Below are 25,498 nucleotides of genomic sequence, written 5' to 3' on the forward strand. Positions count from 1 at the left end.
CTCTGCGCTCAGCTGCACCGACTAACAAGGCAAACGCGACCCGTATCAACGAGAAGATTGTTGCACCGGAGGTGCGTGTCATAGGTAGTGACGGCGAGCAGATCGGAGTAATGCATCCATCCAAGGCTCTCGATTTGGCGCGGGCAGAGGAATTGGATTTGGTCGAGATCGCGGCGTCGGCGACTCCGCCCGTTGTTCGCATCATGGACTTCGGAAAGTTCAAGTATTCCGTCTCCAAGAAGGACAAAAGTTCGCGCAAGAAGTCGGCCAGTTCGACTCTTAAGACGATCAGGCTTTCTCCTTCGACGGACGAGCACGATTTGATGACAAAGGCCCGCATGGCACGCCGTTTCATCGAAGAAGGCTCGAAAGTGAAAGTATCCATCTGGTTTCGCGGCCGTATGATCACTCACCAGGAATTCGGTGTCCGGATGATGGAACGAATTGCCCAGGAAGTTGCGGAAGTCGCGAAAGTTGAGGCCCCGCCAAAAATGGAAGGGCACAACCAGATGATCATGATGTTGATTCGTAAATAACTTTGATATAGGGCAATACCATGCCGAAGATGAAGACTAAGCGTTCAATGGCGAAACGCTGCAAGGTAACTGGCAGTGGAAAAATCGTCTTCTACAAGACGCGCCGTCGTCACAAATTGACGCACAAGACCGCCGCGCACAAAAATCGTTTGACGGGTACCGTTGTCTTTGAGGGCGGCGAAGAGACCAAAGTCAAGCGTATGATGGCGATGGCATAAAGAAAGACCGGGGTTCTCTGCTCACGCGAGCAGAACACTCAGTTTTTCTATTTTCCATTTTCAATTTTTCAATTTTCTGGTGAACCATGCCGAGAGCAACAAATAATCCCGCGACTCGCCGTCGCAAAAATAAAGTCTTCAAGGCTGCGAAGGGCTACATCGGCCGTCGTGGCACGTTGATTCGTGCGGCGACTGAGACGGTAGAAAAAGGATGGGCGCGCAGTTTCGGCGACCGTCGCAAGAAAAAAGGTCTGTACCGCAGCATCTGGGTTGTGCGTATTAACGCCGCTGCTCGCGAACACGGCCTGAGTTATTCGCGATTTATCAGCGGGCTGAAGCAGCAGGGAATCGCCCTCGACCGTCGTCAGCTCGCCGAATTGGCCGTGAACGACCCGCAAGGATTCGAGCACTTGACCAACATAGTCAAGGCCGCCTAAACAAACCCTTCGGTTCCGTCCAATCTGTGTTTTTAGTTGACGGGCGATCCTTGCACCGCAGGGGTCGCCTTTCTCTATTTTTAAGAGTACTACATGCGAGAACAACTCGAACAGGTCAAACTTGAAGCCATCGCCGCGCTGAATGAAGCCGCGGACTTAGCCGCACTCGAGCAGGCCTCGATAAAATATTTGTCGCGCAAGGGAGTCGTCGCCGGACTCTTCAAGCTAATGGGCAAAGCCTCAGCCGAAGAACGTCCAGCACTCGGCCAGGCCTTGAACGACTTGAAGAACGAACTGGAAGCTCTCGAAGCCGCAAGAAAATCATCATTGACTCCCAAGTCGAGCGGCCCTTCGATTGACACAACTTTGCCCGGGCGCAAGACGTGGATTGGGAGTTATCATCCGTTGACGATTGTGATGCGCGAGATCACGGACATTTTTCGCGGCATGGGATTTCGCGTCGCGGATGGTCCGGAAATTGAGCTGATCAAATACAACTTTGACATGCTCAACACTCCGCCGTGGCATCCGTCTCGCGACGAGAGCGATACGGTGTACTTGCCGAACGGCTTTGTGCTCAGAACGGAAACGTCGCCTGTGCAGATACGCACGATGGAAAAACAGGATCCGCCGGTGAGAATTATCTCGCCCGGCAGAGTCTATCGCCGAGACCGTCCGGATGCCACACACTCGCCGATGTTTCATCAGTGCGAAGGGTTGTACGTTGACAAAGGCGTAACAATGGCGGAACTGAAGGGCACGCTGTTGTCGTTCTACCGCGAACTTTTCGGTCAACAAACAAAGTTGCGTTTTCGCCCGCACTTCTTTCCGTTCACGGAACCCTCTGCTGAAGTCGATGTGTCATGTCCGTTTTGTAAAGGTGAAGGCTGCCGTATCTGCAAGAACACCGGCTGGCTCGAAATGGGCGGCTGCGGCATGGTCGATCCCAACGTGCTCGAAGGTGTCGGTTACGATTCGGAAATTTACACAGGTTTCGCCTTTGGATTGGGCATCGACCGCGTGGCCATGCTCCGCTTCGGCATCAATAACATTCGATTGCTCACGGACAGTGACGTCCGTTTCCTAAGACAATTCTCGGGCATCACACCCCGCTAAGAAAACATGTTACTCAGCTATAAATGGCTTTCTGAATTCGTAGACATTCCGGTTTCTCCCGAGGAGCTGGGCGACGTCTTGACGTGGCTTGGGCTCGAGATCGAGTCAGTAAATGTTTACAAACCCGCGCTCGAAAATGTCGTGATCGGCGAAGTGGTCGAGTGTGCGCACATCGAAGGCACGGATCACCTTTCGATAACACAGACCAACGTCGGCGGAGAAACACTCTCAATTGTTTGCGGCGCTCCGAATGTGCGTGTTGGCTTGCGCGTTGCCGTGATGCTCGCTGGATCGACGACCGCCAGCGGCATGACCATCAAGAAGGCGAAACTGCGCGGCCATGTGTCGAACGGAATGCTCGCCTCCGAAGAAGAGTTGGGACTGGCTCCGTCGCATGCGGGTATCATCGAGTTACCGCACGCATGGGAAGTCGGCGCGCCGGCATCCAAATATCTGGATCTGCAAGACACGGTTTACGACGTCGAGATTACGCCGAACCGCCCGGATTTTCTTTCGCATATCGGCGTCGCGCGCGACATCGCCGCGAAGTTCAAGATTCCGTGGAAGCGCAAAGAGTATCCGATAATTGAATCAAAAAGGGAAGCAACGGAGTACGTGAAGGTCGTGCTCGATGCGCCCGATGCCTGCCCACGATACATGGCGAAAGTGATTACCGGCGTGAAGATCGGTCCGTCGCCGTTTGATGTCGCTATTAGGCTCTTGCGCTGCGGGATTCGCCCCATTTCAAACATCGTTGACGTGACCAACTACGTCATGCTCGAATCGGGACAGCCGCTGCATGCCTTTGACGCGCGCTTCTTGGCCGAGCATGAGATTCGTGTCCGCTATGCGCAGGACGGAGAAAAGTTCATTACGCTCGATGAGAAAGAACACAAACTTTCATCGTCGGACTTGTTGATTGCCGATGCCAAACACGGCGTCGCTCTGGCCGGAATTATGGGCGGCCTAAACAGCGAAATCCGTGAAGACACGGCCGACGTCGTGTTGGAATGTGCGTACTTCGATCCCGTACACGTGCGCCGCACAGCAAAATCTCTGGGTATGTCGACAGACTCTTCGCGAAGATTCGAGCGCGGCTGTGACCCTAATCAAGTTCCGCTGGTCGCCGAGTCTGCAATATCCTTGATGCAGCAGTGGGGTGGAGGCGAGGTTTGGAGCGGCGCGGTGGATGCCTATCCAAAACCTATTGTTCCGGTGGAAATCTCTTTTAGACCGGAGCGCACGTCCGCTCTGATCGGAGTCGACTATGAACTGCCTGAAATCGCGGACATCCTAACCCGGCTCGGCTGCGACGTGAAGAAAAGCGCTGCGGTTTGGACAGTGCATGCTCCGACACATCGTCCCGATTTAGAACGCGAAGTCGATCTGATTGAAGAGGTCGTGCGCGTCAACGGCTACGACAAAATTCCCTCGGCGGAAACCAGCAGGGTAGTGCTCTCGGGGCAAGATGATCCCGACCACACAATTCGCCGTAAGGTCGAAGATATTCTTGTTGGACAAGGATTCCATCAGGCCTTGTCTTTGTCGATGTGGAACCCAGAGGCACGCCTCGATCCTCCCGGAATGCCCGAGGGCGTCCTGCTTGGGAACCCTGTAACCGATGAAATGCGTTACTTGCAAGGCAGCGTCCTACCACCGCTGTTTCGGGCTGCCGCGGCGAATTTCGAGCGGGGTGACCGCGATGTTCGGCTTTTTGAGACCACCAGAGTCTTCCAGAATGGCAACTCGGAAGATCCTCGCACGTGGGAACGGCGTATCGTGGCTGGCCTGATGACTGGAAAACGTAGAGCCACAAATTGGGAACCGTCTAAGGATTCAATTGATTACTTTGACTTAAAGGGCTTGCTCGAAATATTAGCGACGCGGCTAACCCTTGACAATTATCATATTAATTGCTATGCTCTTGATACTTCGGGGCTTCTGTCCGGAGAGCTCACGATTTCGGGAGTAAAGGCAGGTTCATTTGGTATCTGGCCAAAGTCGGTATGTGCTCCCTTGGACATCGACGCTGATGTTGCCTGGTTTGAACTCGATCTCGGTGCATTGCGCGGGCAAAGGAAATCTGAGTTCCGGTTTGAGCCTCTTCCCAAGTTCCCGGTTGCATGGCGCGATTTGGCACTCGTGGTGGACAATGCTGTCAGCTATGCGGATCTGGCAAACACAATTCGTGAATCCGGCGGTCCGTTGCTTAAGTCGCTGTGGCCATTTGATGTCTTTGTCAGCGATAAACTTGGTTCCGGCAAGAAGTCGATTGCGATCCGCCTCGAGTTTTTGCATCCCGACCGGAGTCTTGACGCCTCCGAAGTGGAAGAACTGATTCAAACGATTCTAAACAAACTACAAGAAAAACACTCAGCCATTTTGCGCTGAGAGACAATACCCCAAACCCCTGACTATTCAACTAAAGTATGGACATCCAGACGCTCGACGCGCTTGATCAAAAGATTGCACGACTATTATCGAAACTGACTGAACTTCAAGAAGAGAATCACAAGATGTCCGGCGAGCTGAATACGCTTCGCCAGCAGCAAGCTCAAGCGACAAAGGACCTCGAAGAAAGCCGCCGCCGCTGTGAAACGCTGGAAGAGAATCAGCGTGATCCGCAGAAGGAAGAGTTGATTCGCACGCGGATTTCGGCATTACTGGAGAAGCTCGAAGCGGCGTAAGAGCGGCTTCCGCAGAAACATGACTGATTTGCTTCAAGAAGGCACACAGGATGACGCGGTTGAAGTTAAGATTTTCGACCGCGCTTATCGGCTAAGGCGGACCGCCGATCCCGGCTATTTGCGCAAAGTTGCGCAGATCGTAGATGCTCGAATGAAGCTGGTACATGGGGCGGATCGGACGCGTCCGGCCGGCGATCTGGCTGTGTTGGCCGCGTTGCAGCTTGCTCATGAGCTGACCGAGGCGAAGTCAGAGCTAAATGACCGGACGCAAAAACTTGAAGAGCGGGCGCAGCAGATGTCTATAGAATTAGAAGCCAAACTACGTGAGTTGGGAGCGTGACCGATCCTAATTGTGGTTGGGTGAGACTGGTCGGAGGAACAAGGTAAAGTAAGAATACGATTTCATTACAAAGAAGTAGGAATTTGATCCCTGCTTTGGCAGATTCTTGATTCAAGAACCAATAGTCAAAGAATAGGGAGTTCAACTCTGGCGTCAATTGCAAGCCTAAGCCCGTGCAAGCGGGTTCCCCTCAGCTCCGGTTGATGTGGGATAGAGGAAGTGAGAACCGTACAGGTGAATTCCCGCCGTGTCGTACCAGGTTCTTGGTACCACGTCTGCCACTGTAGGGATTCTTTTTATATATAGAATAGGGGAGACCCCTTCACATGTTCGACGGAAATGTATACTTAGTCGTTGCGCTTGCCGCAGGCTCAGGCATCGCAGCATTCCTGATTGGCTGGTTCTTGAGCCGTTCGATAACCAAAGAACGCTTGAAGGCTTCTCAACAAGAAGCCGAACGCATCGTCGCTGACGCCCATAAAGAAGCCGAGACGATGTACAAAGAGAAGATGCTTGAATTGCGTGCGGAGCAGTTAAAGCAGCAAACGGCGCTTGAAGACGAGATGCGCAATGCGAAGAACGAGATTGCGCGTCAGGAGCGTTCGATAAAGGATCGTGACGCCAATCTCAAGAATCAGCGTGACGAGATTGAGAAGAAGCGCAAAGAAGTGGACCGGCTGCTTGGCCAAAACACTCAAAAAGAGAAGAAGTTGGACGAGAAAGAGTCGGAGCTGGATGAGTCGTTGAAGCGGGCTCAGGCCGAACTTGAAAGAGCAGCGGGGTTGTCTAAGGACGACGCGCTTGAGCAGCTCAAGGAATCCCTGATGACCGAAGCTCAAAATGCGACGGCTGAGCTGATCAAGAATATGCGTGACGAGGCGAAGTCCACGGCCAACCGTGAAGCGCGCGAAGTTATTGTCTCGGCAATTCAACGCTCGGCGGCTGACCACAGTGTTGAAAGCACCGTCTCGGCGGTGCATATTCCCAACGACGAAATCAAAGGCCGCATTATCGGCCGCGAAGGCCGCAACATCCGCGCGTTTGAGCAGGCGACGGGGGTGGACATTATCGTCGATGATACGCCGGAAACGGTGGTGGTGTCAGGGTTCGATCCGTTCCGCCGTGAAATCGCGCGGCTCGCTCTTGAGCAACTCATGGCGGATGGAAGAATTCATCCGCAGCGCATCGAAGAGTTAGTAAAAAAGATCGAGAAAGAGATGGAAGAGAAGCTGATGCAAATCGGCGAGGCCGCCTGTCTTGAAGCGGGCGTGACTGGATTGCATCGCGAAATGGTCAGACTTGTCGGGCGGCTGAAATACCGCACGAGCTATGGCCAGAATATTCTCCATCACTCGGTTGAAGTCGCGCACTTGTCGGCATTGATGTGCGCACAGCTTGGTTTCGACGCCAAGATGGGGCGTCGCGCAGGTCTCTTGCATGATATCGGCAAGGCAATCGACCGCTACACTGAAGGAACACACGTCGAAATCGGCGTTGAATTGGCAAAGAAATATCGTGAGCCGAAGATTGTAATTAACACGATTGCGGCGCACCATAACGATACGGAGTTTATTTCGCCAATCGGCGTATTGGTACAAGCCGCTGATGCGATTTCAGGCGCGCGCCCCGGAGCACGGCGTGAAACGTTGGAACTCTACGTAAAGCGACTGCAGCAGCTTGAAGAAATCGCGTCGAGTTTCAAGGGTGTGCAGAAGACCTTTGCGATACAGGCAGGCAGGGAGATTCGGATCATCGTGGAGCCGCAGAAAGTAAACGATTCGATGGCCGAAATGCTCGCGACGGACATAGCGAAGAAAGTCGAAGAAGAACTCGAATATCCGGGTCAAATCAAAGTCACCGTATTGAGAGAATTCGTTGCCTCAGGTCTCGCCAAGTAAGCCCGCGGGCGCAAGTCGCCTGTTGTTTGTCGGAGATGTATATGGAGAGCCCGGTCAACAGGCGGTCGTCGCGCTGTTGCCCGGGCTTCTTCGTGAGCTTGCCGTCGATGTTTGCGTCGTGAATGCTGAGAATTCCGACGGTGGAAAAGGCCTTTCTCCAAAGATCATTCGCATGTTGTTCGACGCAGGTGCGGACGTACTTTCTGGGGGCAATCACACGTTGTACAGAGACAAAGCGCACTCCGCCATCGCCGAAAACCCACACATTCTAAGGCCCGCAAATTTCCCCGCCGACGCGCCGGGCCGTGGTTTCGTTACCATTGAAGTTTCTCCTCGTGTGCGCTGGGGAGTAATCAACTTAATGGGCCGGGCAATGTTGCCTCCGTCGGATGATCCGTTCCGTCTTGCACAGTCGCTTGCCAACACAATGCACGAAGAGACCAAGTTGATTTTCGTTGATTTTCATGCTGAAGCGACGGCGGAGAAGCTTGCGCTTGCGCGTTATCTGGACGGTCAAGTGACAGCGCTTATCGGAACTCACACTCACGTGCAGACGGCAGATGAACAGATACTCCCAAGCGGAACGGCATATTTGACAGATGTTGGTATGACGGGACCGCATTCCGGTGTGATTGGTATGGACACGGATAGCGCGCTGCACCGTTTTCTTCATCCAATGGGCGGCGGACGATTCGGAGTGGCAAAAGGCGAAATTAAGCTGCATGCTGTAGTGATTGATGCTGATCCGCAATCGGGGAAAGCACTCGCCATTCAGAGGATTCAGAAAGAGCTGGGCGAATGAGTGTGCGAACCATACTCGGCAAAGCATGGCTCGGCCTAAATGGAACTGAGCCCGTGCGTCTCAGGCTGAGCGAAGGGAAGATCGAATCGGTTGAGAAAGGCGTCTTTTCGCAAGAACACTCCGATGACTTAGTATTGTCCGAGAATGAAGTGGTCTTGCCGGGCTTTCATGATGCGCATTTGCATTTGATAACCGGTGGACTGCAGATGGCTCAGATAGATTTCGGTGGTGCGCACTCTGTGGACGCGGCTTTGCAGCGAATCTCGGACTACATCGAGCGCCACAAGCCCGAGCCCGGTTCGTGGATACTTGGGCATGGTATAGAGCAAACAGAAATCACTATCACGCGTACCGATCTGGATCGAGTGACACAGGACTATCCGTTTTTCGCTTGGACTCACGATCTGCATTCGGCGGTAGCGAATTCGAAAGCCTTGATCAAGGCCCGTATTGACGGTTCGACCAAAAGCCCGCCCGGTGGAATAATTGAACACGGTTTAGATGGAAAGGTCACGGGGGTGCTGCGTGAACACGCCGCGGGACTTGTGGATGATGTCATTCCTCTTCCGTCTCGAGAAGACTATCGACAAGCGTTTCTGCGTGCGCAAAGCCTTGCACTATCGCTTGGAATCACTGCTGCGAGTGCCAGCGTTCGGCCCGACTTAATCGAGGCGTATCTTTCCGTGGCGGTTTCCGCCGACCAGGTCATCAAGCTAAATATGTGGAAAGTCACCGAGTCCTTCGACTTCGAACTAGACCGGTTTGAAATGCGCGACTCCGAAAAGTTCCGTTTCAAGTGTTTCAAGGGGTTCACCGACGGCGCATTGGGATCAAGAACAGCATCATTTTGGAAACCGTACGCAGATGATGCAAGCACCACAGGCGAGTTGCTTGTGCGCGAAGGTCCGTTGGCGAGGTTTATTCGGAGCGCACATAAGGAAGGCTATCAGATTGCAATGCACGCAATCGGAGACCGGGCGAACAGCGTCGTGCTTGACGCGGTGGAAATGGCTTCCGCCAACGGCATCGGGCCGGAATTGCGGCCGCGCATCGAGCATGTGCAGCATCTACGCGAGCGCGACATCGCTCGTTTCGCCAAACTTGGCGTCATTGCGAGTATGCAGCCGATTCATTGTACCGCAGACATGAGTTTCGTGACTCGGAGGTTGGGCAGCGAGCGCGAAGCGACGTCGTATGCATGGAAGAGTTTGCAGGACGCCGGAGCGCTGCTTACGTTCGGGAGTGACTGGCCAATTGAAACCTTGGATCCTATTGCCGGAATTCATGCTGCGGTAACGCGGACGCGGAAGGATGGAACTCCGGCAGGTGGTTGGCTACCCGAGCAATGTGTTTCGGTGGAAACTGCGCTGCGGGCATACACTGAAGGATCGGCCTATGCGGCAGGCTGGGAACATAAGGTGGGAAAAATTGCACCGGGATTCGCCGCGGATCTTTGCGTGTTGACAGCCGACCCTTTCAAAACAAAACCGCGTGATTTGCATAGGCTGCAAGTCACGCGGACAATAGTCGACGGAAAAACTGTTTACGAGCTTAGTTAGCTCAAGTCATTGCCTTTCATCCATTCGATGAAATCGAGCAGTCCGTCTTCAAACTTAATGTCGTGACGGAATCCGAGCTCACGCTCGGCGAGAGTCGTGTCGGCAAAGGTCTGAAACACGTCTCCGGGTTGAGTAGGAAGTCTGTCGATTATTAGCGGTCGCCCAATTCCAGCTTCAATTCCTGCGAGCAGTTGCCTGAGTTCAATCGGAGAACTCGAGCCCAAGTTAAAAATTCCGTAGCGTCCGTCGGAATGATCAACCCACGCCAGCGCGCCAAGAATTCCACTCACGATATCGGAAATGTGGGTGTAGTCGCGCCGCGAACTGCCGTCGCCGAACATCGGAATCGATTCGCCGCGAATTGCTTTTCTCACGAACTTCCTGATTGCGAGATCGGGCCGTTGACGGGGCCCATAGACTGTGAAAAAGCGCAGGCAGGCGATTGAGAATCCATACAAGTGGGAATACACATGCGCGATAACTTCACCCGCTTTTTTGGTCGATCCGTAAGGACTCAAGGGATGATCCGTATTATCCGATTCGCGAAACGGACCGCCGTCTCGGTTGCCGTAGACCGATGAGCTTGAAGCAAATACGATCTTTTGCACCCCGGCTTCTTTACATAGTTCAAGCAAAGAAACCGTCGCGTCAATATTTACTTGTGCATAGAGCTGAGGTTGCTCCAAGGACGGTCTGACGCCTGCACGCGCGGCCAAATGAACGACTGCGTCGAACGAATTCGACTGAATGACCTCCGAGAGCATGTTGCGGTCGCGAATGTCCGCTTCAACGAGCGTGAAACACGGATTTCGCGTGCAGTCTCTGATGTTCTGTTCTTTTATGCTGCGCGGATAGTAGGGGTCAAAACTATCATACGCACACACGGATGCTCCCTGAGCGAGCAGGGCTTCTGCAACGTGTGAACCAATGAATCCGGCGCCGCCGGTAAGCAGGATTTTCTTCATCATCTGGGTTAATGAAACCCCCACTCATGCAAGAGGAGGGCCAGTAAAGATAGCGGGTTTTTGCTATTCGGCGCAAATGTCTTGTGTGACTCCCAGAGCCTTCGATTTAAGGTTATAATTAACAAAATGTTAAAATTTTCACATGGCTGTCGGAATACTTCAGGGAACTTGACAAATAGCCCAGATGGTTGTAAATTTGTGGTTTCTGGACGGCAAGCAATGTGGGCCGTCTGCGGGGCGGAGTAGCTCAGTTGGTTAGAGCACGGGAATCATAATCCTGGTGTCGGGGGTTCAAGTCCCTCCTCCGCTACAAACAGCGCCAAGCCGCCGGGATTTCACCGGCGGCTTTTGTTTTGCAGGGGCTAGTGAGCTTGGACTAAGAAACAATGAAAATTTGGTTGGCATGAACAAATCGGATTGGCCGAAACTTATTTGTGTAGTTTGCGGCAAGAAGCCGTTGACTGCAACGGATAGCGGATATCACTGCGAATCCTGTGGAGCGGAGTTTCCCTTGCACAAAGCAACGGGACTTCCCGTGTTTGTCAGCGAGCGTTCTCCTCTCGATACAGCTGAGATACTTAAACACCAGGTTTCCGAGAGCGCACTGGATCTTGACGTGGCGAATAGCCATTGGAATACCGGGCCGTTGCGGCAAATGCTGGACAAGACAAGCGGCAAGACAGTCTTGAGCTACGGCAGCGGCGACGGTGGGGACCGCAAATGGTTGGAGAAAGCCGGCTACCAACTCGTGTGTTTTGACATTTATCCGGGGCCTTACACCGATGTGGTGTGTGATGGACATGAGTTGCCTTTCGATGACGCGCAATTCGACATCGTTGTGTCGACCGCAGTCTTCGAACATCTTTACAATCCCTTTCAGGCCGCACGCGAGATCTTCCGAGTTTTGAAACCCGGCGGCACTCTCGTCGGTTCGGCGGCGTTTCTCGAAGCATATCATGCCAATTCGTATTTTCACATGAGCCACTTAGGACTTACGGAAGTGTTCAAACGAGCGGGATTTTCCGAAATTGAACTACACCCGGGCTGGTCCTTCGTCGAGTCCTTGAATGGTCGTTTCTGGGTTTGGAATAATGTCAAAGCGATCGGAAGACTTACGCGCCCGTGGCGCAGGTTTCGATACTTAGTCGGCATGGCCCTTTGGAAAGTCGCTTATGGCCTGAAGGGTCGTTCCGTACCTGAACGCATCAGGCTTGGATTTGCAGGATCGCTACTCTTTCGAGCGGTTAAGCCCGGTGAATAGTGCTGTAAACAATGGGCTCTTGCCATTGGATGCAAAGCAGCGACTCTTGCTGGCTGTGTCTGGCGGCGGAGATTCTCTGGCGATGCTGAAGTGGTTTGCCGAGCAAAAGGAGTGGCACGACCGAATCGTCTGCGCGCATATTGACCATATGCTGCAGCCTGAGTCTGAAAAAGTCGGCAGACTGGTCCGAGATTTTGCGGGGAAACTCAAAGTTCCATTTGCCATGAAACGAGTCGACGTTCCTGCTCATCTGACACGCAAGCGAGAATCCGTTGAAGCCTGCGCGCGATCATTGCGATATCGAGCTCTTGAGGAGTTGCGTACCGAATCATGCTGCGATTTCATTTTGACGGCGCACTCAAAGGATGACGATGCGGAAACGATTTGGATGAAACTGGAGCAAGGTTCATCCTGGTTCGAAGTAACGGGAATTCCTGGCCGGCGCGAACGAATTCTCAGGCCATTCTTGTCACTTGACCGGAGACAGTTGCGAGCAGTTTTAGATACAGAAGATGCTTGGCACAACGACCCAATGAACTGCGACTCTAGATTTCCAAGAGTGCGGGCTCGCGGTGCGATTGCCTACTTTGAGCAGGATCGGGCCGATGTGCTCGATCTGCTTTCCAAGCACGGTCAGGCAGTTCGAAAGCTACAGACCCTCTCGCGAAGACTCTTAAAAGCTAATAAAAACAATAGCGTAAAAGATATTTTGGGTCATGTTGAGCACCTTGAGGATTTGCCGAAAAACTTGTATCTTGAAGACTTAGATTTTCTGGCCGTGGAAACTGCCCTTGAGGGGCTTGGAAAAGCCCAAGAGTTTCGTTTGGATGGGCCACTCCGGAGGCAATGTCTCGAGTTCATCAAGTCAAAAGGAGGGGAATCCGTCTTAGAGTTGGGAGACGGATTCTCGCTGAATCGAACTGGCCGCCACTTGTGGGTGCAGCGAAGATTAGAGAACGATTTCACACTTGGGCAAAGCGATAGTGATTTCGTGTGGACACCCGACGCTCTGGGCAAAACCACTTCCGGAGTTTGTGAGATTAATTGTCGCGAGTGGAATGTCCGAGCCTGGAAGCCCGGCGAGACTTTTTGCCCTGCAAAGCGCCGCACTCGCAAAATCTCCGATTGGTTATCCGAGGCAGGTGTTCACCCCTCAGTACGGAAGCAATGGCCGGTGCTCTGTTGCGACGATGTTATCGTCGCCGTACCCGGATTGGGTGTACGGGAAGATGTGCAGCCGCGAGCGCAAGAGCCGTCACTGAAGATTTCATGGAGATCAATTTTACACTGTGACCAGCAAGTATCCGGATAAGATCATCACCGGAACCCCCCCGCGGAGTTTCCGAAAGTTCCTTCCCGAAGATGAAATTCAGAAGGCGGTTCTCAAGACCGCCGAAGACATTCACGTAAAATTTAAAGGCAAGAACCCGGTTTTTGTCGGCGTTCTGACTGGATGTTTCGTGTATATGGCCGACATCGTGCGGGCCGCCAATCTGCCGTGTACGGTTGACTTCATTAAGCTCTCAAGCTATGGCGACGGAATGACGTCCGGTCAGATCAAGCTGATCAAGGACATTGACATGGAGATTCGCGATCGTCATGTAATACTCGTGGACGATATCGTGGACACGGGGAATTCGTGGGACTTTCTGCGCGACTTCTTAAAAGTTAGACATCCCCAAAGTTTAAGTATGGCCGCGTGCTTTCGTAAGCCCAAATCACTCCATTCAGGTGTGCATGTGGATTTTGTTTCGATCGATTTGCCTGATGAGTTTGTAATCGGATACGGATTGGATTATGCGGGAACAGGTCGACATTTGCCTGACCTCTATATTCTGGACGAACCTGAGGAATCGTGAGCTCTAACAAACAATCACAGTTTCCCAAGGGCCGCGGCCCTGACGACGACGAAACTCGCATCGAACGGCGCAAAGTTACGCGATTGCTCTACGTGTTCGCGCTGATTCTGCTGACGTCGGTAGTCGTCGCGCAATTAGTGACGCAGCGAACGGCGGAACAACAGATGCCGTATCATGCGTTTGAACAAGCCATAACTGATGGCCGTGTACAGTCAGGTATCATTCGCGATCAGCTTTTCCATGGCAAAATGAAAGACGGATCGCGGTTTGTGGTCACTCTTCCACCCACGATCGACAGTGAACTCCTGAAAAGGTGGGAGAACGCGGGAGTGCAGCTTGATTTCAAGGTCAAGAGACCTGACATCGGTCAATACTTGATTGGTGTCCTGCCGTGGCTTCTATTGTTGGGCTTTGGCATAATCATGTTGCGCCGGATGTCGAACATGGGACCTAAAGGGCTTTTCCAGTTCGGGAAAAGCAAAGCTCGGGTCTACTCAGAATCGAATCAGAAGGTCACATTCGAAAACGTAGCCGGAGCAAATGAGGCAAAAGAAGAGCTGCGTGAGATCATAGACTTTTTGCGCGACCCGAAAAAATTTGTGCGAGTCGGCGGCCGAATTCCGCGCGGCGTATTGCTTTTGGGTCCTCCGGGAACGGGCAAGACTTTGCTCGCGAAAGCTGTCGCGGGCGAAGCGGGCGTGCCCTTTTTCTCGATCAGCGGCGCGGAGTTCGTTGAGATGTTTGTCGGTGTAGGCGCAAGCCGGGTACGTGATCTTTTCGAAACTGGAAAGAAGAATGCTCCGTGCATTATCTTCATCGACGAAATTGATGCTGTGGGACGTCATCGCGGTGCCGGATTGGGAGGTGGACACGACGAGCGCGAGCAGACCTTGAATCAGCTCCTAATTGAGATGGACGGCTTTGAGGAGAATGACGGTGTAATTCTCGTGGCCGCCACGAATCGTCCGGATATTCTCGATCCGGCGCTTCTTCGTCCGGGCCGGTTCGACCGCCAGATAGTCGTAGACAGGCCGGATGTGAAAGGTCGGCTTGCGATTCTCGAAGTCCATACGAAAAACAAGCCACTCGGCGACGACATTGATCTTGAAGTCATTGCCAAAAGTACTCCGGGAATGTCCGGTGCCGAATTGGCCAACCTGATGAACGAAGCCGCGCTGCTTGCCGCACGCCGCGACAGCGACCGTGTGATGATGCAAGATTTGGAAGCGGCAAAAGACAAGGTCATGATGGGCATAGAGCGCAAATCCGTCGTGATTCCGGAAAAAGAGAGACGCGTGACAGCCTATCACGAAGCGGGGCACGTGCTTGTTGCTATGTTCTCTCCGGAAGTCGATCCCGTGCACAAAGTAACGATCATACCCCGCGGTCAGGCACTCGGGTTAACCCATTTCGTTCCGCTCGACGACAAGCGAAGTTATTCGCGCCGCTACCTTGAGGGACAGCTCTCCACGCTGTTGGGCGGACGCGTCGCGGAGCAGGAAGTTTTCGACGAAGTCACTTCGGGCGCAGCAAATGACCTGAAGCGTGCGACGGAAATCGCCAAGACCATGGTCACGCGATGGGGGATGAGTGAAAAACTCGGTCCCATTACTTACGGCACGAAGCAGGAAGAGGTTTTTCTTGGCCGCGATTATACGGTCAACCAAGACTACAGCGACGAAACGGCACATGCAATCGATCAATCCGTACGGGAAATTGTCGAGAGTGCGGAAACCCGTGCCCGCGAAATTCTCGTAAAGGAACGTGCACGGCTCGATAAGCTCGCCGTGGCGTTGGTCGAAAAAGAGTCGCTCGGGGGCGACGAAATCCGCACATTACTTGACCTTCCGCAGTTAAACGGCAAGGAAGCTTCGTGATAGATCACAGCGAAGAGCAACGCTTGCGTGACTTGGTTCGCCGCGAACTTGAAGCGCGCGAGGAACTCAAGTCCAAAGAAAAATCCACCGAAGTCAAGCTGACGACGATTGACGAGCTTGAACGCAAGCGTATTATCGATGAGGAGATTCAGAAATTCTATCGGGCACGCGGGGACTACAAGCAGATTGAAAATGAAGACGGCGAGCTTGAGTGGATCACTGAGGAAGAAGCCGACGAACGCGACAAACAAATTCCTGTCGACATCGAAGAGCTTGAAGTCGGACAACGGCAAGTAAGAAACAATATTCTTTTGATTTCGTTGATGGTTTTCGTGGGGGTCGTGTTGATGTTTCTGGCTCTTCAGCAGCGGCACGGCAATATCCAAGTTCACTCCAATATTGAGGGCGCTACGATTGTACTCGACGGTGTGCCGACCGAGTTCAAGACGGACAACGTGCTAAAAGACTTAACACCGGGAACCCATATTATCTCCGTGGCGAAAAACGGATTTGGGATTGTCGGAGAAGCTGCCCGTCGCGTCGAGTTGAAACCCGGAGCGGAAGAAGTTCTCGTCTTTACGCTTGCGCCGAAGGAAAGGCAGATAAATGGACAAGCCGAGAATTGAAGCCGCGGTAAGAGAGCTGCTTGCGGCAATTGGTGAAGATTCAGCGCGCTATGGCCTGCAGGGAACTCCGACCCGGGTTGCCGACATGTTCGAAGAGATATTTTCAGGCATTGGCGCTGACCCGGCCGAAAAGTTGTCGCTTTATCCGACTGACAACACGACGGAGATGATTATTCACCGGGACATCCCTTTCTATTCGATGTGCGAGCACCATTTGTTGCCGTTTTGGGGTTTTGTTTCGATTGCCTACATTCCGAAAGAAAACAAAGTGACCGGATTCTCTTCGCTTGCACGAGTTGTCCGCGTGCTGTCACAGCGCCCGCAATTGCAGGAGACGATGACCACGGCGATTGCCGACGTGTTGATGGACAAGCTGCAGCCGATGGGCGCGTTTGTCGTGATCAAGGCACAGCACCTTTGTCTGATGATGCGCGGCGAGAAAGTACACGGCAGCTGGACGGTGACGTCGGCAGTGCGCGGTGCGTTGTCTAAGCAAGCGACGCGCATGGAAGCTCTTTTGCTCATGGATGGAAAAGTCTAAGTCAAGGTTCTTTTGCCACAGACGCGGAGCAATCGAGCTCGGAGTTCGGACGCGCCTGATGGGGATTGTCAATGTTACGCCCGACTCATTTTCGGATGGTGGGAAGTTTCTCGAGTCAGACAGAGCTTGTGAACATGCATTAAAGCTCGCGGAATCCGGCGCGGAAATTCTCGATCTTGGAGCAGAATCCTCTCGTCCGGGCAGCGACCCCGTCAGCAAAGAAGTGCAGCTTGAACGCCTGCTTCCATTGCTCGAGTCGCTGCGTCCCGAAACTAAAGCTGTAATATCAATCGACACTCGCTCGAGTGAAGTTGCTCGCAATTGTCTGGCGCTGGGTGCGGACGTTGTCAACGACATATCCGGATTGCGAAGCGATTCTGAACTCGCGGTCGTGTGTGCTGAATACCATGCAGGCTTGATTCTGATGCATATGCAAGGTGAACCTGCATCAATGCAGCATAGCCCACAGTATCGGGACGTGGTATCAGAAGTAAAGAGTTCTTTACTCGACTCTGTGCGCAGCGCGAAAGCTGAAGGCATTGCGGTTGACCACTTGCTGGTAGACCCCGGAATAGGTTTCGGCAAGACCTTTATTCACAACTACCAATTGTTGAACGCGATCAAGGAATTTCGGACACTGGCAGCAGGAGTCTTGATAGGCCCTTCACGAAAAGCCTTCACCGCGGAATTTTCGGCGGCAGCTCCCTCCCAAAGGCAGTTCCCGACGGCGGCTGCTGTTGCCATTGCGATCCTCAACGGAGCGGACGTGCTTCGCGTGCATGACGTTGCGGAAATGAGGCAGGTTTCAGACATCTGTGACCGCTATTTGGAAATCGTTCATGAACACGACTGATGTTTCGATTGCAGAGCTGACCGCCGATCACCTGCCGGATGTTTTGGCCATAGAGCGCGCGTCATTCGCTGATCCATGGTCGATGGCGGCCTTTCGTAATTTTATCGTTCTCTACAGAACGAGCTGGGTCGCAATCGCCGACGGTAGGGTCGTTGGTTACATCGTGACACAGTGGGTTCTTGACGAAATTCACATCTTGAATATCGCGGTCGCGAAATCCGTCCGCCGGCTCGGCATTGCTTCTCGGGTTTTAGACTACGTGTTCGAACGGGCCGTTGGCAAACGGATGAAAGACGTGTACCTTGAAGTCCGCGAATCCAACGAAGCCGCGCGCGCCTTGTACAAGCGTTACGGTTTCGCAGAATTGGGGATTCGCAAGAGTTATTATCATGACGGAGAAGACGCGTTGGTCATGCACCGGCGCGTCCGGAAAACAGAACGCTCCGACGGAGCAGAAGGAGAATAGAATGGCACTCGAGTGGTTTCGCCGCGAACGCAGTGTAATTTCTCCCGAACAGAAGAAGACGTCGCAGGATACGCTTTGGGTGAAGTGTGACTCTTGCGGAGAAATTGTCTTTAAGAAAGAACTCGAAAAACTCCAGCTTGTTTGTCCGAAGTGTTCATTTCACTTTGCGATGCCTGCTGAAGATTACATCGATATGCTTGCTGACAAAGGCACGTGGATTGAGCGCGACGGCAATCTTCGACCCCAAGATCCGTTGGGATTCAAAGATTCAAAGAAATACAGCGACCGAGTTGTTTCCTCAATCAAGTCAACAGGCAAGAACGACGCGATAACGATTGGCTCGTGCGAAGTCAACCACTTCCCCGTGGAATTGGGAATTATGGAGTTCTCGTTTATGGGGGGAAGCGTCGGCAGTGTTGTGGGAGAGAAGATTTCGCGGGCCGTCGATCAAGCAATTGACGAAAGGCGCGCGCTGATCTTGGTATCTCGTTCGGGCGGAATGCGTATGCAGGAAGGGATGGTGTCCCTGATGCAAATGGCCAAGACAAGTGTAAAACTAACGCAGCTTGACGAAGCGGGACTTCCCTATATCTCGGTAATCACAAATCCCACGACGGGCGGCACCACGGCGAGCTTCTCGATGCTCGGAGACATTATTATCGCGGAGCCCGGCGCATTAATTGGTTTTGCTGGACCGCGTGTGATTAAGCAAACGATTGGACAAGATTTGCCTCCGGGTTTTCAGCGCAGCGAGTTCCTGCTCGAAAAAGGATTTCTCGATCGTATCGTTAAACGGAACGAATTGAAACCGACAATTACTCATTTCTTGAAAGCATTTATGCCGGCACCGGCAGAGACAGCGTGATTATACTTATTTCGAACGACGATGGAGTTCATTCGCCCGGCTTGCACGCGTTGGTGCGGGCTGTTGCGGATTTGGGACAAGTTTGGGTTGTGGCTCCCGATAGGGAGCAATCGGCAGTGGGACACTCGATTACGATCGCTGAACCAATCCGGCTGACGGATATGACGGTTGGCGGCGCCTTTCGATCGTTTGCGGTGAGCGGGAGTCCTGCTGACTGCGTAAAATTGGCATTGTCCGAACTTTTGCCTGAAACGCCTGCACTCGTGATTTCCGGAATCAATCGCGGCGAAAATACTGGAATATCGATCATCTATTCCGGAACTGTATCCGCGGCCACGGAGGGAGCAATCAACGGAATACCCGCGATGGCTGTTTCGCTGGATTCGTTTACCCACGAAGATTTTGGACCTTCAGCGGCAATAGCTCGCCGCGCCGCGCAGCAAGCATTGGCGGACGGTATGCCCGAAGGAACATTGCTAAACGTCAACGTCCCGGCGCTGCCCACGGAGCGTATTCGCGGCATCAAAGTTATTCGCCAAGGTCAAGGACGCTTCAAAGAGACGTTCTTGAAGCGCAATGATCCGCGTGGCAGAACGTACTACTGGATGGACGGACACAAACTTCCGCTCAATGAAACGGATACGGACGGTACGGCTCTCACCGAAGGATATGTGGCTGTGACACCCATTCACTTTGATTTGACGAATCACGCGGCCTTGCAGCAGCTCGGCAATTGGTCGGATTTGCTATTGCCTTTGGCGAATTCATGAGACATCCTGAGCGAATTACAATTCTCGATTTCGGCGGTCAAACAACACAACTCATCGCGAGGCGGCTGCGCGAGCATGGGGTTTATTGTGAGATTTTGCCGTATAACGCAAAGATTGACGAAATCGCCACGCCCGAGACGAAAGGAATTGTGATGTCAGGCGGCCCCTCAAGCGTACACGCGAGCGGCGCGCCTTTTCCGAATCAGAAAGTCTACGATCTCGGCCTACCGATTCTGGGAATCTGCTATGGAATGCAGTTGATCGGACAACATTTCGGTACTCCCGTGGTGAAAGGGAGGGCCGGTGAGTTCGGTCCGGCAGAAGTGGAATATTCGCTTGAGAGCGAGCTTCTTGACGGCATCAACAAGCCGATGAAAGTTTGGATGAACCATGGCGACCATCTTGAAGAAGTGCGCGCACCCTTGTCTCTCATGGGTCGCAGTACGTCCGGGCTTGTCGCGGCGGTTTGCCATCGAGATCTTGGTGCGTTCGGCGTCCAGTTTCACCCTGAGGTGACTCACACGCCTGAAGGTTCTGCCCTGCTAAGAAACTTCGCGTTTAACGTGTGCGGCTGCTCCGGAGGTTGGAGCATGGAGTCTTTCATCGAAGAAGCGACGAAGGACATCCGGCGCACAGTAGGTAATCAGAATGTGCTTTGCGCACTTTCCGGCGGACTGGACTCGGCGGTGACAGCCATGTTGCTGAATCGCGCAATCCCCGGTCAGGTGTTATGTTTTTATGTTGACACGGGATTGGGCAGACTGGGCGAACGGGAGCAGATCGAACAAACTTTTAGAGAACATGGTCACATCTCTCTTGAAGTTGTGGAAGCCGCCGACCGATTCTACAATGAACTCAAAGGAGTGCTGGAACCGGAACAAAAGCGTAAGATCATCGGCCGTCTGTTTATTGAAGTCTTCCAGGAAGAAGCGGCCCGCCACAATGAAGTGACTTTTCTTGCTCAAGGAACACTTTATCCCGACGTCATTGAAAGCGTATCGGTAAAAGGGCCGTCCGCGACCATCAAGTCACATCATAACGTCGGTGGGTTACCCGAGTCGTTGCATCTGAAACTCATAGAACCTTTGCGCGAATTGTTCAAAGACGAAGCTCGCAATCTCGGGGTACTCTTGGGGCTTCCACGCGCAATAACTCACCGTCATCCGTTCCCGGGACCGGGATTGGGCGTTCGCGTGATTGGCGAGGTGACGAAGGATCGCTGCGATATTTTGCGGCAAGCCGACGCCATATTTATGCAGGAGTTGCGCGAAGCCAATTGGTACGAACAAACCCGTCAAGCATTCGCGGTGCTTTTGCCGGTTAAGTCGGTCGGTGTTATGGGCGATGAACGAACCTATGAAAGCGTGTGTGTGCTGCGTGCGGTCAATACAGACGATTTCATGACGGCAGATTTTACCCGCCTTCCTTACGAACTTCTGGGCCGCACCGCGTCACGCATCATAAACGAAGTGCGCGGCATTAATCGCGTGGCCTACGACATCAGTACTAAGCCACCAGCAACCGTGGAGTGGGAATAGAACCTTGTAACCTCGTTTCGATTCGAATCAGGTAAAGCAGGAGCCAAACTATGTGTGGAATTATCGGCTACACAGGACAGCGTGAAGTTACTCCAATATTGATTGGCGCGTTGAAACGCATGGAGTACCGGGGCTACGACTCTGCAGGAGTTGCGGTCGTCAACGGCAATCTGAATATTGTAAAAGATTCGGGGAAAGTCTCGAATCTTGAGCAGCTTGTCCGCGAATCGTCACTGTCGGGTAAGTCCGGAATTGGGCATACGCGTTGGGCGACACACGGCGTGCCGAATCAAGTCAATGCGCATCCGCATACGGATGAAGATAAATCCATTGCACTCGTACACAACGGGATCATCGAGAACTACAACGCCCTCAGGCACGAATTGGGCAAATCCGGGCACGAGTTCGTAACTGAGACGGATACGGAGACCGTCGCGCACCTGATAGAGGAACTCTATTCCGGTGATTTTGCGGAGGCCGTTACAAAAGCCTTGCGGCTCGTTAAAGGGACGTACGGTTTTGCGATTGTCAACAAGAACCACCCGGGAATGATCATCGCTGCGCGTATGGGATCGCCGATGGTGATAGGCCACGGAGATGGCGAAAATTTTGTAGCGTCTGATCCAGCCGCATTTTTGCATTTTACGCGCGACGTGACGTATCTCGAGGATGGTGAAATCGCGATTATTACTCCGGAAAAGGTCGTCTACCGCAATCTGGCCGATGAGCCTATAGACAAGGAGCTTGAGCAGATCACGTTTGACATCGCCGCTATCGAAAAAGGCGGATTCTCACATTTCATGTTAAAAGAGATTTGCGAGCAGCCGCAGACCGTCGCGGATTCGATGCGCGGCCGCCTTTTGCTCGACGAAGGAACAGTGAAATTTGGCGGCATGACTGCGGTTCGAGAGACTCTTCAGAATGCCAAGCGAGTGCTGTTTCTTGGCTGTGGAACAAGTTGGCACGCAGGACTGGTCGGCGAGTACTTGATCGAGGAGCTTGCTGGTATTCCCGCCGAGGTGGAATACGCCTCGGAGTTTCGCTATCGTTCGCCGGTGCTTGAACCGGGGACAGTTGCTTTTGCGATTTCTCAATCAGGTGAAACTGCCGATACGCTCGCGGCAATTCGCGAGGCGAAACGGCACGGTACTCCTGTTTTTGGTATTTGCAACGTTGTAGGTTCGTCCATCGCGCGTGAAACGGACGCTGGAATCTTTCTTCATGCCGGACCGGAAATAGGTGTGGCGTCGACTAAGGCTTTCACGTCACAAATTACCGTGCTGTTCATGCTGGCGCTTCAGATGGGCAGAAGCCGTCGCGTCGGTGCCGGGCGCGGTCGTGAATTAGTTCAAGAGCTCAAGAACATTCCAAACAAGATTTCCCGCATACTTGCTTCGCGTGAGCGCATCGAAACAATCGCGCATCGCTACAAAGACAGCCGCAATTTCCTGTATCTTGGCCGTGGACTAAATTTCCCCGTTGCACTTGAGGGCGCCCTAAAGCTAAAGGAAATTTCGTACGTTCACGCCGAAGGCTATCCTGCCGCTGAAATGAAGCACGGTCCAATCGCGTTGATCGACAATGACATGCCGGTCGTGTTTATTGCGACGAAAGATGGGACGTACGAAAAGGTACTTTCCAATATAGAAGAAGTGCGCGCCCGCGGAGGTCAAGTCTTGGTGATCGCCACAGAAGGTGATACGGAAGTTGCAAGGCGCGCCACCGAGGTACTGTATGTTCCGGAAACGGACCCGCTTTTGACCCCCTTGTTGACGGTTGTACCGCTGCAGCTGCTTTCCTACTACATGGCCGTTCATCGCGGATGCGACGTGGACCAACCCCGAAATCTTGCCAAGAGTGTCACAGTTGAATAGAGTTGTCAGTTGTCTGATCTGCCTGTTTTTTGCCGCACAGGTGTTCGCATCTCAAAGTCCGGAATTGCGGCAAGCGATTGGCCTTTTCGAGTCCAAAGATTTTGAAGGTGCGCGCCGGTCGGCAGAAACGATTTTGCTTTCGGGGCGCGGAGGCGAGCTTGAAGCTGCACTCTATTTGCTTGTCAGGATTAACCTTGCTACCGGACAACCCGAACGGGCAGGCCGGGGCGCCGACCGATTGCTGCAGGCTTTTCCCTCTGGTGAGTATTACGAATACGCTCGCTTCGCCCGCGGAGAGAGTGAGTTTTTACTGGGCAATCTAAGCGAGTCGCGCGATGATTTGCAATGGTGTGCGGACAGCGCGAACGACTCTCGCCTGTCCAGCCGGGCCCAAAGTATCTTGGAGGAACGGTCAGAATTCGATCCCAAAGAGTACCTGTTTCCGCAAAGCAAGGCTGCAACCATGCGGGACGTGCAGGGATCAGAGTACCGTCCCAAAGTGCGGTTGCTCCTGGCATTCCCTGACGTTGGTGATCCGGCACCGGATCAACTGGAGTCTGCCTTCAAACTTGCGGCAAGTCACATTGACAAATACGATGTGGACGTTGTGCGAGCAGGCAGCGCATATTCCGCGGTGCAAACGCTCGACCAAACCGCAAAAGACGGCTATGACCTGTTGATTTTCGCGGGTGATGAAGGTTCGGCGACTTCAATTGCAATTGCCAATGCGGAGCATGACTTTCCAATCCTCAAGCTAACAAGCACGTCACGATCTCTGGCTCCGTTTTCCACGGGAATGGTCGAGTTTCTTGCGAGTCAGGAATCGCAGGCTGCACATGCTGCTCGTTTTGCCGCGAACGACCTTGAAATCCGCCATGGCATCATGTTGACGCCGACCAGTGACCTGGGCGCAGCTCAAAAGAGCGGATTTGAGCGGTGCGAGGACTTTGGTCTGGTACTTGACGCCGAAGTTGAATATCCAGCTGGCGCGAGCAGTATTCGACCCGAGCTCTACGACGTGATGTCGGCTCCGGATAGGCTTGATCGCGGCGGTGAGCTTGTCGAAACAGTCTTGTCACGCAAAGAACGCGAAAAACTTCTTGGGCCGGACGGCAAAGGCGAGATTAGCACGCGCGCGCTTGCCGCAACAAGTGTTGGACCGGAGGCTTTCTTCTTTTCGGTGCCGGGAGAACAAATCAACAATTACTGCAGTCAATTGGGAAGAATTCCAGACGGGATGACCTTGATTGGCAACAGCTCTTGGTTGGACGAACGCTCGCTTTTGACGCAGACCACAATAACCGAGGATATGTACGTCGTCGTTCCCCTGTTGCCCTTTGCCGATCGCTACACGGAACTATATGAATCCATCAAGGACGAACTCGAGTTCGAGGTTAGTCCATGGGAACTCTTAGGAATCGATGCTGCGGACTTTGTTTCTGCGGCATTCTCAAGGCAGTTTGCAAGCGGTGCGGATTTCGTTGATGCCGCGCGTGAAGTAGGGAATTTCAGCGGTGCTGCCGTTTCAGTGGACATCTCTGCAAGCGGCGAAAATAGCCTCGCCAGGATGCTTCAATTTGACGGTGAAGAGTTTCATCCGGTCAAGAAGTGAGCTACTGGGACGCGATTATACTTGGCATTGCGCAGGGGCTCACTGAGTTTTTGCCGGTTTCGAGTTCTGGACATCTTGTAGTCCTTCAAAACTTGCTGGGTTTCCGTGAGCCGCTGCTGACCTTCGACATCATGGTGCATTTGGGGACGTTGGCCGCCGTTCCTATCTACTATAGAAAGAAACTGCTGTCCCTCGTGACTGGACTCTTTGGCTCCGCGCGCGCGCAGGCTGTTCGCACCATTGTCTTGATTGGTATTGCAACTGTGCCTGCCGTTGTGATCGGTCTCGCATTCAAAGACGCGATCGAGGGAGCCTTCGGCGATCCGCTTTTTGTTGCGTTGATGTGGTTCCTGTTTGGAATTCTCGCGATTGTTAGCACTCGGTGGACGAAGGGGACTCGCGAATTCGAGAGTCTGAGCTTTTTTGAAGCATTCTTAATCGGCTGCGCGCAGTCCGTGGCGATTCTGCCCGGCGTATCACGTTCAGGTTCGACGATTATTGCTGGAATGACACGAGGAGTAATGCCTGCCGCGGCAGCGAACTTCTCGTTCTTGATGGCGATTCCCGCGATTGGGGGAGCGGGTGTACTTCAGCTCAAAGAAGCCGACTTGAGTTCGCTTGCCGATCCCGTGATGCTTGTGGGCGGAGTGGTTTCTTTCGTTGTGGGTTACGCGGCCATAGCGTGGCTGCTGAAACTCTTGAGTCGCGGAATAATCCGTCCTTTTGGAATCTACTGTGTTGCCGTTTCTATTTTGACGTTTGTTTTTTTGAACATTTCTGGAAAATGATTTAGATTTT

At 53.0% G+C, this 25,498-nt stretch carries 25 protein-coding genes and 1 tRNA gene; 25 read left to right on the forward strand and 1 reads right to left on the reverse strand.

Going from position 1 to position 25,498, the window contains the following annotated elements; translation table 11 throughout:
- Positions 1-2 precede the first annotated feature (2 nt).
- The 10 genes from H6507_03415 (at position 3) to H6507_03460 (ending at position 9,593) form a co-directional block, all read left to right on the forward strand.
- Positions 3-536: a translation initiation factor IF-3 gene (locus H6507_03415; protein ID MCB9368141.1), complete on the forward strand. Its 534-nt coding sequence runs from the start codon at positions 3-5 to the stop codon at positions 534-536.
- Positions 537-556: 20 nt separating this feature from the next.
- Positions 557-754, forward strand: a complete 198-nt coding sequence (rpmI, locus tag H6507_03420; protein MCB9368142.1) for a 50S ribosomal protein L35 — start codon at positions 557-559, stop codon at positions 752-754.
- 86 nt (positions 755-840) lie between these two features.
- A complete protein-coding gene (rplT, locus tag H6507_03425) occupies positions 841-1,191 on the forward strand; it encodes a 50S ribosomal protein L20 (GenBank protein ID MCB9368143.1) in 351 nt (116 codons plus the stop codon).
- A 93-nt stretch (positions 1,192-1,284) separates the two neighbouring features.
- On the forward strand, positions 1,285-2,307 hold the full coding sequence (gene pheS / locus H6507_03430) for a phenylalanine--tRNA ligase subunit alpha (protein ID MCB9368144.1): 1,023 nt from the start codon (positions 1,285-1,287) through the stop codon (positions 2,305-2,307).
- 6 nt (positions 2,308-2,313) lie between these two features.
- On the forward strand, positions 2,314-4,698 hold the full coding sequence (locus H6507_03435) for a phenylalanine--tRNA ligase subunit beta (protein MCB9368145.1): 2,385 nt from the start codon (positions 2,314-2,316) through the stop codon (positions 4,696-4,698).
- 38 nt (positions 4,699-4,736) lie between these two features.
- A complete protein-coding gene (gene zapB, locus H6507_03440; GenBank protein MCB9368146.1) occupies positions 4,737-4,994 on the forward strand; it encodes a cell division protein ZapB in 258 nt (85 codons plus the stop codon).
- 19 nt (positions 4,995-5,013) lie between these two features.
- Positions 5,014-5,334, forward strand: a complete 321-nt coding sequence (locus H6507_03445) for a cell division protein ZapA (GenBank protein MCB9368147.1) — start codon at positions 5,014-5,016, stop codon at positions 5,332-5,334.
- A 326-nt stretch (positions 5,335-5,660) separates the two neighbouring features.
- Entirely contained in the window at positions 5,661-7,232 is a 1,572-nt protein-coding gene (gene rny, locus H6507_03450) for a ribonuclease Y (protein ID MCB9368148.1), read from the forward strand.
- Positions 7,210-8,034: a TIGR00282 family metallophosphoesterase gene (locus H6507_03455; protein MCB9368149.1), complete on the forward strand. Its 825-nt coding sequence runs from the start codon at positions 7,210-7,212 to the stop codon at positions 8,032-8,034. Before rny ends, H6507_03455 begins: the two co-directional genes overlap by 23 nt.
- Entirely contained in the window at positions 8,031-9,593 is a 1,563-nt protein-coding gene (locus tag H6507_03460; GenBank protein MCB9368150.1) for an amidohydrolase, read from the forward strand. The genes H6507_03455 and H6507_03460 overlap by 4 nt, the downstream gene beginning before the upstream one ends.
- On the opposite strand, the gene H6507_03465 is transcribed toward H6507_03460, so the two are convergent.
- Positions 9,590-10,558, reverse strand: a complete 969-nt coding sequence (locus tag H6507_03465; protein ID MCB9368151.1) for a GDP-mannose 4,6-dehydratase — start codon at positions 10,556-10,558, stop codon at positions 9,590-9,592. The genes H6507_03460 and H6507_03465 overlap by 4 nt on opposite strands.
- Positions 10,559-10,794: 236 nt before the next feature.
- Here H6507_03465 and H6507_03470 point away from each other — a divergent pair.
- The 15 genes from H6507_03470 to uppP all read left to right on the forward strand — a co-directional run bounded on the left by H6507_03470 (position 10,795) and on the right by uppP (position 25,488).
- A tRNA-Met gene (locus tag H6507_03470) sits at positions 10,795-10,868 on the forward strand.
- Positions 10,869-10,961: 93 nt separating this feature from the next.
- A complete protein-coding gene (locus H6507_03475) occupies positions 10,962-11,819 on the forward strand; it encodes a class I SAM-dependent methyltransferase (GenBank protein ID MCB9368152.1) in 858 nt (285 codons plus the stop codon).
- Positions 11,812-13,131 carry a tRNA lysidine(34) synthetase TilS gene (tilS, locus tag H6507_03480; protein ID MCB9368153.1) on the forward strand — a complete coding sequence of 440 codons (1,320 nt, stop codon included), beginning with the start codon at positions 11,812-11,814 and terminating at the stop codon, positions 13,129-13,131. Before H6507_03475 ends, tilS begins: the two co-directional genes overlap by 8 nt.
- Positions 13,109-13,678 (forward strand): hypoxanthine phosphoribosyltransferase, encoded by a 570-nt coding sequence (gene hpt, locus H6507_03485; GenBank protein ID MCB9368154.1) that lies wholly within the window; start codon positions 13,109-13,111, stop codon positions 13,676-13,678. The genes tilS and hpt overlap by 23 nt, the downstream gene beginning before the upstream one ends.
- Positions 13,679-13,842: 164 nt before the next feature.
- Positions 13,843-15,555: an ATP-dependent zinc metalloprotease FtsH gene (locus H6507_03490; protein ID MCB9368155.1), complete on the forward strand. Its 1,713-nt coding sequence runs from the start codon at positions 13,843-13,845 to the stop codon at positions 15,553-15,555.
- Positions 15,552-16,181: a PEGA domain-containing protein gene (locus H6507_03495; GenBank protein ID MCB9368156.1), complete on the forward strand. Its 630-nt coding sequence runs from the start codon at positions 15,552-15,554 to the stop codon at positions 16,179-16,181. Before H6507_03490 ends, H6507_03495 begins: the two co-directional genes overlap by 4 nt.
- Positions 16,162-16,722 carry a GTP cyclohydrolase I FolE gene (folE, locus tag H6507_03500; protein MCB9368157.1) on the forward strand — a complete coding sequence of 187 codons (561 nt, stop codon included), beginning with the start codon at positions 16,162-16,164 and terminating at the stop codon, positions 16,720-16,722. Before H6507_03495 ends, folE begins: the two co-directional genes overlap by 20 nt.
- Positions 16,709-17,575 (forward strand): dihydropteroate synthase, encoded by an 867-nt coding sequence (gene folP, locus H6507_03505; protein MCB9368158.1) that lies wholly within the window; start codon positions 16,709-16,711, stop codon positions 17,573-17,575. Before folE ends, folP begins: the two co-directional genes overlap by 14 nt.
- Positions 17,562-18,041, forward strand: coding sequence for a ribosomal protein S18-alanine N-acetyltransferase (gene rimI / locus H6507_03510; protein MCB9368159.1), 480 nt, complete (start codon positions 17,562-17,564; stop codon positions 18,039-18,041). Before folP ends, rimI begins: the two co-directional genes overlap by 14 nt.
- Position 18,042: 1 nt before the next feature.
- On the forward strand, positions 18,043-18,906 hold the full coding sequence (locus tag H6507_03515) for an acetyl-CoA carboxylase carboxyltransferase subunit beta (protein ID MCB9368160.1): 864 nt from the start codon (positions 18,043-18,045) through the stop codon (positions 18,904-18,906).
- The gene (surE, locus tag H6507_03520) at positions 18,903-19,676 is read left to right on the forward strand and encodes a 5'/3'-nucleotidase SurE (GenBank protein MCB9368161.1); all 774 of its coding nucleotides are present in this window, start codon (positions 18,903-18,905) and stop codon (positions 19,674-19,676) included. Before H6507_03515 ends, surE begins: the two co-directional genes overlap by 4 nt.
- Positions 19,673-21,214: a glutamine-hydrolyzing GMP synthase gene (gene guaA, locus H6507_03525; protein MCB9368162.1), complete on the forward strand. Its 1,542-nt coding sequence runs from the start codon at positions 19,673-19,675 to the stop codon at positions 21,212-21,214. The genes surE and guaA overlap by 4 nt, the downstream gene beginning before the upstream one ends.
- A 50-nt stretch (positions 21,215-21,264) precedes the next feature.
- On the forward strand, positions 21,265-23,088 hold the full coding sequence (glmS, locus tag H6507_03530; protein MCB9368163.1) for a glutamine--fructose-6-phosphate transaminase (isomerizing): 1,824 nt from the start codon (positions 21,265-21,267) through the stop codon (positions 23,086-23,088).
- On the forward strand, positions 23,081-24,700 hold the full coding sequence (locus H6507_03535) for a hypothetical protein (protein MCB9368164.1): 1,620 nt from the start codon (positions 23,081-23,083) through the stop codon (positions 24,698-24,700). Before glmS ends, H6507_03535 begins: the two co-directional genes overlap by 8 nt.
- A complete protein-coding gene (gene uppP / locus H6507_03540) occupies positions 24,697-25,488 on the forward strand; it encodes an undecaprenyl-diphosphatase UppP (protein ID MCB9368165.1) in 792 nt (263 codons plus the stop codon). The genes H6507_03535 and uppP overlap by 4 nt, the downstream gene beginning before the upstream one ends.
- The last annotated feature ends 10 nt before the right edge of the window (positions 25,489-25,498 follow it).

It is taken from the genome of Calditrichota bacterium (assembly GCA_020637445.1).
Lineage (GTDB): Bacteria > Electryoneota > RPQS01 > RPQS01 > RPQS01 > JABWCQ01.